Genomic DNA, 14,951 nt, shown 5'->3' on the forward strand with positions numbered 1-14,951 from the left:
CCCCGAAAGCCTGTGGACTGCGATAAAAGGTCATCTACCTGGAGATGTAGATGACCATCTTGTTCCAATGATCATCACGCTTTTAGACGTGATTGGAACCAATAAAGAAACATACAGCGCATATATCTCTCTACTATATATGTGGGATAGAGGGCGATATTTCAAGTAATAGCATTCAAATTTTGTAAGACTTTCTAATTGGCTATTCTTGATCTTGATGTCGAATTTGAAATAGTTATCCAATCCATAGTTGTAGCTGTTGTCTTGAATCTAGTGGTTGTGAAGAATTTGAATGAAAAGTTTCGAATATGCAGTATGAAATAATGGATATAAAAAAGCCCTGTCGAAACAGGGCTTTTTTTCTTTTATTGCGAGTTGCTAGCGCTTAGTGACGAGCAGCTTTGCCACCTTCAGTTGCTTTGACAATCGGTGTCTTTGCAAGAGGTTTCGGCATATCAACCAAGGCTAGAGGTAAAATCTCATCAATCGATTTCACTGGTTTAATTTCTAGACCTTCTTTGACATTGTCTGGAATCTCAGTCAAGTCACGAACGTTATCTTGTGGGATAAAGACAAGCTTGATGCCACCACGGTGAGCAGCGAGAAGTTTCTCTTTTAAACCACCAATGCGCATTGCACGGCCACCAAGACTGGTTTCACCGGTCATCGCAATATCTGGACGAATCGCAATGCCTGTAAACGCTGAAACAAGAGCAGTGGTCAGGGCTAAACCAGCAGATGGACCATCTTTCGGTGTTGCACCTTCTGGTAAATGCACGTGTACATCAGTTTCTTCAAAGCGAATCGCTTCAATACCTAGTTCATCTGCACGGGTACGTACAACAGTCATCGCTGCTGTGATCGATTCTTTCATGACATCGCCAAGAGAACCGGTGGTAATGAACTTGCCTTTACCTTTAACTGCTGCAACTTCAATCGTCAGTAGTTCACCACCAACAGATGTCCAAGCCAAGCCGTTTACACGACCCACTTCAGCTTCTTCTTCGGCCATACCGAAGTCGAATTTGTGTGGACCTAAGTAGTCAGGAAGATTTTTCGAATTCACTTCAATTTGAAGATTTTTCGCTTTCTTGCTCACTGCTTCTTTTACCACTTTACGTGCAATTTTCGATACTTCACGTTCTAAGCTACGGACACCGGCTTCACGTGTATAACGTTGTACGATATCGCGAATGGCTTCTTCGTGAACGGTTAATTCTTTTGCACGTAGACCATTGTTCTTGATGGCTTTTGGAACAAGGTAACGTTCAGCAATATTCACTTTTTCATCTTCGGTATAACCCGGTAGACGAATCACTTCCATACGGTCAAGCAAAGCTTCTGGAATATTCATGCTGTTTGCAGTGCAGATGAACATCACTTCAGAAAGGTCTAGATCAAGATCTAAATAGTGATCATTGAACTTACTGTTTTGTGATGGATCGAGGACTTCAAGCAATGCTGAAGCAGGGTCACCACGGTAGTCTTGCGCCATCTTGTCGATTTCATCGAGTAAGAACAGTGGGTTCTTTACGCCAACTTTTGTCAAAGACTGCACAATTTTACCGGGCATCGCACCGATATATGTACGACGGTGACCACGAATTTCAGCTTCGTCACGCACGCCGCCAAGCGCCATACGGACAAATTCACGACCAGTCGCTTTGGCAACAGATTCACCGAGTGAAGTTTTACCAACACCTGGAGGACCAACTAAGCACAGGATTGGACCACGAAGTTTTTTCACACGTGATTGAACAGCAAGGTATTCCACGATGCGGTCTTTCACGTCGTCTAAACCATAGTGATCGGCATCAAGAATATCTTGAGCTTTCGCAAGGTTAATGCTGACTTTGCTAGCTTTGTTCCAAGGCGTATCTAAAATAACTTCTAGGTAGTTACGCACGACAGCAGCTTCGCTTGAAGCAGGTTGCATCGCTTTTAGCTTGCGGAACTCATTTTCAGCTTTTTTACGTACATGTTCAGGTAAATCGGCTTCAGCTAGACGTTTTTCAATTTCTGCAACGTCATCTTCAGCACCGCCATTCATGTCAGAAAGTTCGCGTTGAATGACCTTCATTTTTTCATTTAAGAAGTATTCACGCTGATTCTTTTCCATTTGGCGTTTTACAGAATCATGTAAGGTTTGCTCAATTTGCTGTTCTTCTGACTGTTGTAATAAGTAGGTCATGAGTTCAGCTAAATGTGCTTCAAATTCATCATGCTCTAAGAATTTTTGTTTGACATCAATATTCAAAGGCACGCGTGTTGCTACGAAGAATAATAATTGCAGTAAATCATCAATTTTATTGGCTGCTGCAATCAATTCACGTGCATTACGCAGTTTTGCTTCTGCATATTGAGCAAATAAGGTACGTAATTCTTCGACACGGTTATTCTGAGTTTCTGAGTCTACAGAAACCGTCATTGGGCTTAATGAATGCTCGGCAGTCAGGTAATCATCGGCATCGATAATTTTTTCTAGCTTGGCACGATATAAGCCTTCAATCAGTACTTTTATACAGTTTTCATCATTCTCATGATTCACAACTTGCACAATCTTCGCGACAGTACCGTATTGATATAAATTGTCGTGATCAATTTCTTCTGTAAGCGAATCTTTTTGTGCAACTACGAATACAAGATTGTCACTGTCACGTGCGACATTGACTGCATTGATCGACTTTTCGCGACCCACAAACAGTGCAATTTGCATGTGAGGATATACAACCACATCTCGTAGCGCTAAAAGCGGTAATACGCTCGGAATTGTAGTTTCCAAGCTTTCTTCATTCATAATAATCTCAGACATGGGCACTCCTAATGAGTGACAACGGTGTTGCCATGTTTTTTATAGTGATGTGTATTTTTTAAATTACAAGGGTCATGCCAATTAAAATGTATAAAAAATGACTAAATATGTGATTTTTAAGTGTAACTCAGCGTCAAAAATATCAAATTAACGTTTGAAACTTAAAGTTTGAGATGGGCTGATAAAGCCATCTAGCGGTTGATCCCATGCTTCTCGGACTAAGGGGTCTTGGATGAGTTGAAAATCGTGACCAAGTCCTAAACGGTAGGGTATAGAGTGAGCTGTTGCTAATGTTTTATCGTAGAAGCCACCCCCCATGCCAATACGTGTGCCGTACTTGTCGCAAGCGAGCAAGGGCATGATTAAAAGGTCAAGATGAGAAACATGCTTCCCACGACTCGCCATAGGCTCTTTCATGCCGAGTGGGTGATGAGAAAAACGTTTGTTGATGTATTGATGTCGTGAGATTTCAACCCAAACCAGTTGCTGATTCATGTTGCAAATCATGGGTAAATACACGTGTTTTTGATGCGAAAAACAGTAGTGGATGAGCTGTTGAGTGTGAATTTCACCGAATGCATGTAAATACACGCCTATATGCTGACTGCGCTGAAAATGACTGAGTCGGATTAAACGCTGTAGGACCTGTTGTTCAGCTTGTCGTTGGGCCCATAGGTTTAGGCTACGACGCTGCTTGCGGAGTTGTTTGCGAAGGCTGGTGGTGCTCAAAGTCATGGTTCATTTCAAAGTAGCACAAAATTCTCAAAGGCATTTTAACGTGTTCAAGCTTAAAAGTCCGAAAAAATAGGTTTTATCTTTTCTTGTAAAAGCGTCCTTAAGAAGCGGTCTGCTCAATGAATGTGTATCTATTTTCCCCCCTCTAATCTTGTTTAAGCCAATGATTTCATAGTTTGAATTTTTGGCTTATTTCGATGGATCAGTAGATGTGCATAGGGACGCGTAAATTTTACTTAAAAAACAGAAATAAGGAATTAAAAAAAGCAGGGCATAACCCTGCAAATAGAGTGAGACAGCCTTTATTTAAGGCAAAAGGATAATAAACCAAGTAAAAAAGATAATTGCTAAAGCAACGAATTGAGCGGCACTCCCCATATCTTTTGCAATTTTAGAAAGTGGATGCTTGTCTAAAGATACGCGGTCGACAACGGCTTCAATGGCAGAATTGAATAACTCAACTATCAAGGCAAATAAGCACACCACTACCATAAGGGCATGTTCAGCACGACTCACATCGAGAAAATAACTGGTAGGAATAAGCACAATATTCATCCAGACAATTTGTCGAAATGCAGCTTCATTTTGATAAGCAGCTTTGAATCCGTCGAGGGAATATTGCGTTGCATTTAAAATTCGTTTAAATCCAGATTTGCCTTTAAACGGGGAAATTTCACTCATAGCACTGTACAGACGTATAGATTTAAAAACTGGCGAAAATATAACATGCCAAGCTTAAAGTTTTCTTGCATTCAGTTTTTATTTTATTGGGCCTAAAAATTTAAGGGGATTTACATAAGCCTGTATCAAGTTAGTGCTATGTTTATTCATTATTAGACTTAAAATCTGCCTGAATTTCAGGCACAATACAGGCGTTTAAATTTTTTAATTTTGAAGCCTTTGCTTCATTGCATGAAATAATAAAAGTGATATAGGTCAACAATGAAATACTTTAGTTTTGCTGTGCTTGCAGCAACACTTTTAACCAGCCAGGTTGTCAGTGCAGAGCCGGCAGTTATTCAAACGGAAATCAAAACGAATGTGACTCAGCCCATGGGATTTTATCCTTTCCAAGTGGGTGCGTATAAAGTCATTGCTTTAAAAGATGGGACACTCGAATTAAGTCCTGATTTATTTAAACAAAATTTAACACCAGAAGAAGTTCGCGCTTTATTCCAAAAGCTTGCTGTTGATCAGAGCAAAGGTATACAAACCAGTGTCAATGCCTACCTGATTGATGATGGACAAGGCGGTATCAGTCTTGTTGATAGTGGTGCAGCCAGTTGTTTTGGACCGAACTTAGGTTCTATTGCACAAAATATTGAAGCAGCTGGCTATAAGCTTAATCGTGTACGCAGTGTTTTCTTAACTCATTTACATCCTGATCATGCATGTGGCATTGCGAAACAAGGTAAGGCTGTGTTTCCAAATGCAACGGTCTACGTCAATGAACAAGAAAGTCAGTATTGGTTAAGTGAAAGCACCGTCAACACTTTAGCTACCGAAAAACGTGAAGGTTATTTAGCGACCGTTGTGAAAATTAAAGCTGCGATTGCGCCATATCAAACCATGCGGAGTTTTAAGACCTTTAGCGTTGGTTCGGTGATTAATGGTTTAGAGGTTTTACCGAGTGTTGGACATACACCGGGGCATTATTCTTTTATCTTAAAATCACAAGCTAAAAGTTTTGCTATCCTCGGCGATGTGGTTCATTCCTATCATTTACAGTTTGAACAACCAAAGTTATCTGTCGATTTTGATGTCGATCCGGTCAAAGCCAGTGAAACTCGTTTAGCAATTTTTAAACGTTTTGCTCAAGAGCAAACCTTCGTTGCATTTGCACATTTACCATTTCCGGGTATTGGTAAAATTAGTGAAATGAATGATGGTCAGTTCCGTTGGAACCCGCTAAATTTAGCTCCGACAGCTCCGACAGCTCCGACAGCTCCGACAGCTCCGACAGCTCCGACAGCTCCGACAGCTCCGACAGCTCCGACAGCTCCGACAGCTCCGACAGCTCCGACAGCTCCGACAGCTCCGACGGCTCCGACAGCTCCGACAGCTCCAGCACCTCAGCCAGTGGCAACGCAGTCAGCCGCAGAATATTTGGCAAACCCGCTTTAAGGTTTCCATTGAACAATAAAAAAGACGCCTCGGCGTCTTTTTTCATTTTAGGAAAATTAGGGCTTTTGCAGTTGCGTTAAGGTTTTACGTGCCAGTCCTGGATCATCGGCAAATACACCATCTACACCAGCTTTATAGAAGTTTTCAAATTCTTTAGCCGCACCTGTATCACAACGTTCGGTCGCCACTGAGTTACATTTTAAATAGTCAGGTAAAAAACCATTTTCAGGTCTGAGTGTATAAGGATGGACTTTCAAACCAGCAGCATGGGCATCTTTGACAAAACTGGTTTGTTTAAATTCAGTGTTTGAAAAAATATAGGTTTTACTTGGACCTACACCATCTGCATATTTTGCCACTGATTTTAGGCCATCTGCAGTGGCTAAACTTGCATAATTTTGAGGTGAGTTTTGTTGCTGTAAGTCACCCGGTATGGCAGTTGGGCTATCTAATAATTGAATAATTTTGCCATGTTTGAGGGTTTTCTTTTGCGTGAGTTGATCACGTAAGTATTTAAGATTGGTGGTTTCAAAGGACTGTAAATATACAGGCGCGATATCACGTGTATAACTGTATTTGGCAAGCGTTGTGAGTAAACGATCTTCCATGGCTAGATTTTGCTGTTGGAAAAATGTGGGATGCTTGGTTTCAATATATAAACCAACAATTTTTCCAGTTTTTTTATAATGAGCTTCGGCAAGTTCAATGATTTGTTCGAGCGTTGGGATGCTGTATTGATCATTATATTGAGTGTTATTAGGGCGATATTGAGCAATACGCTCACGTGCTTTTACATTTTGAGTCAGTTCATTCAAATTAAAGTCTTCCGTAAACCATCCTGTATAGTCGATACCATCGATTTTTTTGGTGGTTTTTCGATCCGCAAATTGTGACAGCGTACTAATATTGGTTGTCCCTGAAATTTCACTTTCATGGCGCGCAACCAGATAGCCATCCTTGGTTGGCACTAAATCGGGTTCGATAAAATCCGCACCATCATCAATCGCTTTTTGATATGCGGCAAGGGTATGCTCGGGTCGCAAAGCACTGGCACCACGATGCCCAACAATGACAAAACCTGTATCAGGCAAAATAGGGGGCTTGGTGACATGGGTTTTATCGTCATCCGAATTACATGCAGATAAACCAAAAACGCTAAAAAGGAGCAGTGAAGACACGCCCCATGAGGATTTCACTTTGCTTGTTATGGCTAGATTTAACTGTTTTGTTAATTGTTTTTGCATGGCTGCCTCGGCATCTTTTTATTTAAATGAATGAAGTTGCAGGCATACATTGCAGGGCAGTGGCTAAGACTTCATGACAGAGGCGGTTTTGTCACATAAATTTACTAAAATAGCTGAAGTGGAGGCTCTCCATATTTTCTACATATTTCGCTTCAAGCAAGGTTTTTATGTAGTCTAGGCTTGTAATCAAGCACATTGTGATTGATTATCAATAAGATTTTTTGAAAAAATCAATCAACATATTTTATTTCATTAATTGAAAAGTGACATGGACTGATGCTGTCTAAGTTTTTTATTTATCGACCGATTTTTGCAGGTGTCTTGGCGATCATCGTCATGGCGCTCGGGCTATTTGCTGTGCTCAATTTACCGGTAGAGCGCTATCCAGATATTGCGCCACCACGAATTACGGTCAGCGCAAGTTATAGCGGTGCGTCAGCAGAAACAGTTGAGGAAAGTGTCACACAAGTTCTTGAACAACAAATTAAAGGAATTGATCACCTTTTATATTTTAGTTCAAGCAGCGACTCTTCAGGTCGAAGCCGGATCAGCATCAGTTTTGAAAATGGCACTGACCCAGATACCGCTCAAGTACAAGTACAAAATGCCATAAATGGAGTAATCAATCGGCTGCCTGAAGATGTGCAGCGCCAAGGGGTAAATGTCTATAAATCTTTGGGTGATACCCATATGGTTATCGGCCTCTATGATGAGACTGGCAAGAGTTCGAATATCGAACTTGGTGACTATATGATGACTCATCTAGAGCAGGACATTGCTCGAATTGAGGGTATCGGTGAAGTCGATGTTTTTGGTTCGCAATTTGCCATGCGCATTTGGCTCAACCCACTGAAGTTAAAGCAATATAGCCTTATGCCCAGTGATATCCGTGCGGCTGTTGAATCACAAAATACGCAGGTTGCAGCCGGAGCCGTAGGTGAATTGCCGAGTGTATCGGATCAATATCTCAATGCAAAAGTCACTTCAGGTTCACGTTTAAAGTCAGTTGAAGAATTTGAAAATATTATTGTCAAATCTGCACGAAACGGCAGTTTTGTCTATTTAAAAGACGTTGCACGTGTTGAATTGGGTGCGGAAAATTATTCAGGGGTTAATACCATTAACGGGTATCCATCTTCAGGGATGGGGATCTCATTGGCTTCTGGGGCAAATGCACTTGAAACCTCAGCCTTAATTAAGCAAGAAATTGAACAGTTAGCGAAGCAATTACCTGCCGGTTATAAAATCGTTTATCCACGGGATAACACGCCATTTGTACAAGAATCGATTAAAGAAGTGGTGAAAACGTTATTCGAAGCCGTTTTACTGGTGGTTTTGGTGATGTTTATCTTCTTACAAAATTGGCGAGCAACGCTGATACCTGCGATTACGGTGCCTGTGGTGATTCTTGGGACTTTAGCGATTTTATATGCTTTGGGCATGACCATTAATACGCTCACATTGTTTGCATTGGTACTGGCCATCGGTCTGTTGGTCGATGATGCGATTGTTGTGGTGGAAAACGTCGAACGTTTAATGCATGAACAACAGTTAACAGCAAAACAAGCGGCCATCGAGTCGATGCATGAAATTAGCGGGGCATTAATCGGGATTACTTTGGTATTGACCGCTGTATTTATTCCCATGGCGTTCTTTGGTGGCTCAACGGGCGTGATCTATAGACAATTTTCCATCACACTCGTGGCTGCAATGGGCTTGTCACTGATGGTTGCGCTGATTTTAACCCCTGCATTATGTGCCTTAATTTTAAAACCCAATCCGAAACCACAGCGCTGGGCGATTTGGTTTAACACCAAATTAGAGACTTTAAAAACCAAATATCTAGCACTTGCACAAGCCACGGTTCGTTATCGCTTATGGACGGTGGTTTTGTTTGCGGGGCTCATTACGGTATTTGCTTTGTTTTATCGTGCTTTGCCGACCAGTTTTATTCCTAGTGAAGACCAGGGCATTTTGAGTGTGCAACTTAAATTACAAGAAGGTGCACCGATGTCGAAAAGTCGTGAGATCGGTGAACAAATTCGGCAGTACTTTTTGACTGAAGAAAAGCAAAATATTGATTTGGTGATGATTCGTTATGGACGAAATTTTTCTGGTACGGGTCAAAACTTAGGGCAAGGCTTTATTGCACTGAAGCATTGGGATGAACGTTCAGGACAATACAATTCAGCGCAAGCGATTCGTGAACGTGCTATGAAACATTTTAAAAAGTTCAACAATGCACAAATCAATGTCAGCATGCCGTCTTCAGTCAGCGGTCTTGGGCAAACCGATGGTCTGGAGTTTTGGCTGCGAGATATGAATGGTGAGGGTCGTGCTTATCTCGATGAGCAATTTAAAAGCCTGCAAGAGAAATCCGCACAATTCAGTAGTTTCGAAAATTTAGACAAACGCTCTAACCCAGACAAAGCTGAACTGAAAGTTGATATTGATCAAAAACAAGCGATGGCTATGGGTTTAACGCAAAATGCGATTAATAGCACCATGAGTAGTGCATGGGGCGGGAGTTATATTAACGATTTCATTGACCGTGGACGTATTAAACGCGTCATGATGCAGGCAGATGCCGAATTCCGTTCTAAACCAGAAGATTTGGCTTATTGGCATGTACGTAATGACCAAAATGAAATGATTCCATTTAGTAATTTTTCAACCATTGGCTGGAGTGGCGGCCCTGAAGTCGTCAATCGCTTTATGGGATACACCGCATTACAAATGGAAGCGGATACAGCCAAAAATGTCTCAAGTGGCCAAGCCATGCAGGATGTTAAAGCTTTAGTCGATCAGGTGCCTGGCGTGGATGTGGCATGGAGTGGTTTATCTTTTGAAGAGCAAAAATCAAGTCATCAAGCGATTTGGCTATATTTGGTCTCGATTGGATTTATTTTCCTCTGTCTTGCCGCCCTATATGAAAGTTGGAGCATTCCGACCGCAGTCATGAGTGCGATTCCACTCGGGATAGGCGGTAATATTTTGTTTAGCTACATGACCGGTTTTCCAAATGACATCTATTTCCAAATTGCCTTGCTGACGACCATCGGTCTGTCCTGTAAAAATGCGATCTTGCTTGTAGAGTTTGCAGCGATGGCACAAGAAAAAGGCAAACATGTAATCGAGGCTGCAATGGAAGGCGCAGCACTACGTTTACGTCCTATTTTGATGACCTCTTTGGCTTTTGGTGCAGGGGTGGTTCCTTTAGTTCTTGCTTTTGGCGCAGGTGCAGCCAGTCGTCAAGAGATTGGGGTAAGCGTACTCGGTGGGGTAATATTCGGTACGGTCTTGGTGCTGATTTTTATTCCGTTTATGTATGTGATGGTCCGCTCTATTTTTAAAATCAAACCGGTGTCTGAAACTTAGAAATAATTCACGCACAGTGTATCGCTCCACTAAAAGCCACCGTGAAAGCTTGAGTACATCGCGGTGGCTTTTTATGTCGCCAAATTTATGTCACCAAACTTTCGACAGGGAATGTTCACAGAGAATTTTCGCAAAGAACGTTCACCGAGAACATATTGAAGAGATTTGAAACTCTTTAGTTTATCCTTCAAAATGTGCTCTACATAGAAAGATTAAAATAAGAGTGAGTTGAATGGCGGATTTAATACAAAGACAGCGTGAAATTTCCGCTTTGCTGCAACAACAAAATTATGCAGCAGCAGTTTTCGCTTTACAGCCTCTGAACTACGCTGATCAGGCTCGTTTAATTCAGCAATTTCCAATCGAAGATCAAATCGAGTTACTTTCAGGTTTAGACCATCAAGGCTTGGTATTTGAGTTTTTCCCTTTTGAGTCACAGCGACAGCTGATTTCACGTTATCCACTGCGTCTACAAATTGAACTATTTGATGATATGCATTCTGATGATGCAACGGACTTATATAAAAGTTTAACTGATGCAGAACAAGATCGGATTTATCAACAACTTGATCAAGATACCCAAGAGCATCTAAAGGCGTTATCTGCATATGCAGAAGAGTCTGCAGGTGCAATCATGAGTTCAGACTATGTCAGTATGCCTGCTGACTTTACCATGCAACAAGCTATAGAGGCCTTACGCCATGAACCGCATGACCGTGAAACCCTGTATTTAATTTATGTCACCAATGATCAGTCTCAATTAGAAGGGGTGATTTCACTGCGGCAAATTTTGCAGGCCGATCGTGATGCACGGATTCAACAGGTGATGACCAAAGATGTGGTGACCGGCTGGATAGATGAAGATCAAGAAAGCATTGCGCGAAAATTGGCAGAATATGATTTTATGGCCTTGCCGATTGTGGATCATGCCCAGCGTTTGATGGGGATTGTCACCTATGATGATGCGATGGATGTGGTACAGGCTGAAACCACTGAAGACTTTTTAAAAGCCAGTGCGGTGAGTACCGAACCAGGTATGAGCATTAATAAAGCACCGATTTTAAAGTTGTATCAAAAGCGGGTGTTCTGGTTGGTGATATTGGTCTTTGGCAGCTTATTGTCCGGATTAGGCATTTCATATTATGAAGACATCATTGCCGCACATATCGTCTTGGTTTTTTTCTTACCCTTATTGGTCGGAAGTGGAGGCAATGCAGGTTCACAGTCTGCAACCTTAATGGTGCGAGCGCTTGCCACTGGGGATGTAAAAATTCGTGATTGGTTTTATTTATTGGGTCGGGAGACGCTCGTCGCGCTTTGCCTCGGTGGAACCATGGCCATTGCTGTATCGATTTTAGGCTACTACCGTGGTGATGCAACCGTCGCTTTGGTCTTGGCTTTAAGTATGATGGGTATCGTATTGCTCGGTTGTTTAATTGGCATGAGTTTGCCCTTTGTACTCAATAAGTTGAAGCTCGATCCTGCAAGTGCATCTGCACCCTTGGTGACCTCGATTTGTGATGCGACAGGCGTGGTGGTGTATTTGATGATTGCTTCACAATTGCTCAATTTATAGAGATTAGCATTTTGCTACAGATTGAAGACTTCTAATATGTTTTAATCTCAGTGATTTACACGGTTTTTATTGGATAAAACATGACTGAACCATTAAAACAAAAAATGTCAAAGCAAGAAGTCATTCGTCTTGAACGCGATCTCGCAAAGTTTGCCAATATGATGGACTCCGTGGTTCGGATTCCATTTACTCGACAAGGGGTAGGTGCGGACGCAGCGTTGAGTACCATTCCGGTCGCTGGTGATATCGCAGGATTTGTCTTGACCTGTTATGCCGTCTATAAAGCCAAACAGATTGGCGTACCACAAGCCAAATTAAATGGTGTGATGAAACTCGCAGTTATGGATGCTGTCGTGGGGTTTATTCCTGTTGCAGGGACGATCTTTGATGTGTTTATTCGACCGAGCCGTAAAGCTTTAGATGTTGTACATACGCACATTCGTGAAGAATATCAAATCAGTACAGATCAACATGTGGTACATCCGTTTTTACATGAAAAATTAGAACAGAAACAACAGCAATCGGCTTTTTGGCGCAACCCTGTGGTTGCATGGATATGGATCCATATCCCAGATATACTCGGGATGATTTTCTTATTAGTCTTTATCTTTGCAATTTATATGGGTGGTTCATTGCTTTGGCAATGGTTAAAGGCCAATGGGGTATTGTAGAGAGAAATGCACTGTTGCTTGAGCGCGATCAATGAAAGGCTATTCAACTGAAAAGTGATTGATAAAACGGTAAACGCTCTGAGAAAAATTAGACTCAATAAAAAAGCCTCCATAGGGAGGCTTTTTTACGACTTACATCAGATGCTGAATTATGGGCAATCTAATTGTTGTAAAGCCGCAACACGTTGTTCAATCGTTGGGTGTGTTTGGAACAATGCAGCTAAGCTGAAACCTTGTTCTTGACCCGCAGAAATAGCAAAGGCTTTCATTTCTTTTGGCATTTGATCTGGCATTTCAGATTCTGCTTGTAAACGTAATAGGGCAGAAATCATCGCTTGTTTACCTGCTAGACGCGCACCAGCTTCATCGGCACGGTATTCACGGTAGCGAGAGAACCACATCACAATGGCAGACGCTGCGATACCAAAGACAATATCTAATACAATCGTAATGACGAAATATGCGATACCCGGTGCTTCACCATCTTCACGACCGAAGACATTACGGTCGATAAAGTCACCTGCTACACGTGCAAAGAACATGACAAAGGCGTTGACTACACCTTGCACCAAAGCAAGGGTCACCATGTCACCATTGGCTACGTGACCAATTTCGTGAGCGAGTACGGCACGGAGCTCATCTTTGTTCATACGCTCAAGTAGACCGGTAGAAACTGCTACTAAAGCATCATTTTTATTCCAGCCTGTTGCAAAGGCATTTGACTGGTACGATGGGAAAATACCCACTTCTGGCATTTTGATACCAGAACGTTGTGCTAGTTGCGCAACTTCGTTAAGTAACCATGCTTCAGCTTGGTTACGTGGTGCATTAGGGTCAATCAGCTCTGTACCCGTGGTTTTTTTCGCCATCCATTTTGACATGAATAGTGAGATCATCGAACCCACCATACCGAACACAAAACAGATAACGAGCAAGTTGCCTAAGTTTAAGCCGCCTGCACCGTGGTAACTACCGACACCGAAGAGTGACAAGATTATGCCAGCTACAACCAGTACCGCGAGGTTGGTCAGCAAGAACAAACCAATCCGCATCATTGGGTAAATCCTCTTATTATAGAAAAATGATCTGATTTACAAATAAAAATCATTAAACTCAATATGAGGTGAAAGTCTTAAAATTTCAAGGAAAAATTAGTAAAACAGATGCAATTTTACAAAATCAGTGAATTTATTCATTGAAATAAATACGCGCTGAAGCAGACGCATTTGCTGTGGCAAATGAACCTGAAGGTGCGTCGGTAAAACTACCATTGTCTGTTTGAATAATTTGACGTGCTGGAGACTTGGCTACAGTAGGGGCAGCGGCATGATAATTGTCCGAACTGGCAATAATCCGACCACTATTTGAAGTGCTATTTGAACTACTCGAACCCGAGACACTTAAACTACCAGCATATAGGTTGCTGTAGCGGCTAGTGACACGGCGGACATAGTCTTGAGTTTCACGAAAAGGAGGGATGCCACCATATTTTGCGACATTGCCTTCACCTGCGTTATAACCTGCTAAGGCAAGTGAGGTGTTACCATTAAAACGTTTCAGCAGCCAAGATAAATAGCGCGCACCAGCCATAATGTTCTGATGTGGATCATAGGCATTTGATACATTGAAGCGACGTGCAGTAGCAGGCATGAGTTGCATTAAACCTTGCGCACCGACAGGCGAGCGTGCATTGGTGTTAAAACCAGATTCGGTATGCATCACCGCTTTGATCAGACCTTCGGAAACACCATGTTGGGCCGCGGCTTGTTTAATAATATTGTCAAAGGCATTTTTATTACGGCTATAGCTTGGCAACACAGACGCTTCATTTGAGCCCCAGTTACTATAACTATGGATATTACTGTCCGGATAGTAGGTTTTTTTCTCGACTTTCAGATTGCTATAGCGGCCTTGTTTATTGGTTAGTAGCGTTGTGCCGTTACTTTCACGTAATTGATAGATCGTTTGGCCGGCAAAAATGCTCGGTGCAGCTAAACTGATAGCCACACTTCCACTTAATAACAGCCCCAAAGTCCAAGTATTGTTTTTCATTTTATTGTGAAGAAAAAAATTCTGTCCCCAAACAGTTAAAATAGAGTTTATCAAAAAAAAATCAGATGAAAAGGCTTCGAGGGCTGATTTCTTCTTTACTTTGTAAAAATCAAGTCATTTTGATGATTCAATAATCAAAAAAAATATTTATTTTTTTTTAATGAGCATAACTTGACACATATAAAGTATTGATAAATAAGTAATAATAAATTGATCAAAAAATGATCAATTTAAATAGAAGCCTTAAAATAAGGGCAGCTCACCTTGTCAAGTCATTTAAAATCCACAAAGTTATCCACAGCTTTTGTGGACAACTGTGGAAAAGTCCAAAAGATAAGCGTTTCGCCTAAAAAATGAAC

General features: G+C 41.6%; 9 protein-coding genes and 2 pseudogenes. 5 read left to right on the plus strand and 6 right to left on the minus strand.

All coding sequences use genetic code 11. From position 1 onward, the window contains the following. Positions 1-385: 385 nt before the first annotated feature. The 3 genes from lon to FTV04_RS06215 all read right to left on the minus strand — a co-directional run bounded on the left by lon (position 386) and on the right by FTV04_RS06215 (position 4,228). Positions 386-2,812, minus strand: coding sequence for an endopeptidase La (lon, locus tag FTV04_RS06205; RefSeq protein ID WP_180089054.1), 2,427 nt, complete (start codon positions 2,810-2,812; stop codon positions 386-388). 147 nt (positions 2,813-2,959) lie between these two features. Continuing rightward, positions 2,960-3,547, minus strand: coding sequence for a 5-formyltetrahydrofolate cyclo-ligase (locus FTV04_RS06210; RefSeq protein WP_180020703.1), 588 nt, complete (start codon positions 3,545-3,547; stop codon positions 2,960-2,962). Between the two features lie 306 nt (positions 3,548-3,853). Then, on the minus strand, positions 3,854-4,228 hold the full coding sequence (locus FTV04_RS06215; protein WP_168378310.1) for a diacylglycerol kinase: 375 nt from the start codon (positions 4,226-4,228) through the stop codon (positions 3,854-3,856). 372 nt (positions 4,229-4,600) lie between these two features. On the opposite strand from FTV04_RS06215, the pseudogene FTV04_RS06220 reads away from it, so the two are divergent. Together FTV04_RS06220 and FTV04_RS16785 are read left to right on the plus strand one after the other, a co-directional pair. Continuing rightward, positions 4,601-5,380: pseudogene (locus tag FTV04_RS06220) on the plus strand (MBL fold metallo-hydrolase); the annotation flags it as partial. Positions 5,381-5,470: 90 nt separating this feature from the next. Continuing rightward, positions 5,471-5,671 (plus strand): annotated as a pseudogene (locus tag FTV04_RS16785) (hypothetical protein); the annotation flags it as partial. A 56-nt stretch (positions 5,672-5,727) separates the two neighbouring features. Here the strand turns inward: FTV04_RS16785 and FTV04_RS06230 are convergent. Further along, complete coding sequence (locus FTV04_RS06230) at positions 5,728-6,915, minus strand: glycerophosphodiester phosphodiesterase (RefSeq protein WP_180026670.1); 1,188 nt, start codon at positions 6,913-6,915, stop codon at positions 5,728-5,730. Positions 6,916-7,191: 276 nt separating this feature from the next. Here FTV04_RS06230 and FTV04_RS06235 point away from each other — a divergent pair, with 276 nt between their 5' ends. From FTV04_RS06235 to FTV04_RS06245, 3 genes are all read left to right on the plus strand, one after another. After that, positions 7,192-10,293: a multidrug efflux RND transporter permease subunit gene (locus tag FTV04_RS06235; protein ID WP_180026671.1), complete on the plus strand. Its 3,102-nt coding sequence runs from the start codon at positions 7,192-7,194 to the stop codon at positions 10,291-10,293. A 232-nt stretch (positions 10,294-10,525) separates the two neighbouring features. Continuing rightward, the gene (mgtE, locus tag FTV04_RS06240) at positions 10,526-11,869 is read left to right on the plus strand and encodes a magnesium transporter (RefSeq protein WP_180007504.1); all 1,344 of its coding nucleotides are present in this window, start codon (positions 10,526-10,528) and stop codon (positions 11,867-11,869) included. Positions 11,870-11,949: 80 nt separating this feature from the next. Beyond that, the gene (locus FTV04_RS06245) at positions 11,950-12,540 is read left to right on the plus strand and encodes a DUF4112 domain-containing protein (protein ID WP_180089055.1); all 591 of its coding nucleotides are present in this window, start codon (positions 11,950-11,952) and stop codon (positions 12,538-12,540) included. Positions 12,541-12,689: 149 nt separating this feature from the next. Here FTV04_RS06245 and htpX read toward each other — a convergent pair whose 3' ends face one another. Both htpX and FTV04_RS06255 read right to left on the minus strand, forming a co-directional pair. Next, entirely contained in the window at positions 12,690-13,595 is a 906-nt protein-coding gene (htpX, locus tag FTV04_RS06250) for a protease HtpX (protein WP_078192146.1), read from the minus strand. Positions 13,596-13,728: 133 nt separating this feature from the next. Beyond that, complete coding sequence (locus FTV04_RS06255) at positions 13,729-14,592, minus strand: lytic transglycosylase domain-containing protein (protein ID WP_180007505.1); 864 nt, start codon at positions 14,590-14,592, stop codon at positions 13,729-13,731. Between the last annotated feature and the right edge of the window lie 359 nt (positions 14,593-14,951).

Source organism: Acinetobacter sp. YH12219 (assembly GCF_013417875.1).
GTDB classification, from domain to species: domain Bacteria; phylum Pseudomonadota; class Gammaproteobacteria; order Pseudomonadales; family Moraxellaceae; genus Acinetobacter; species Acinetobacter amyesii.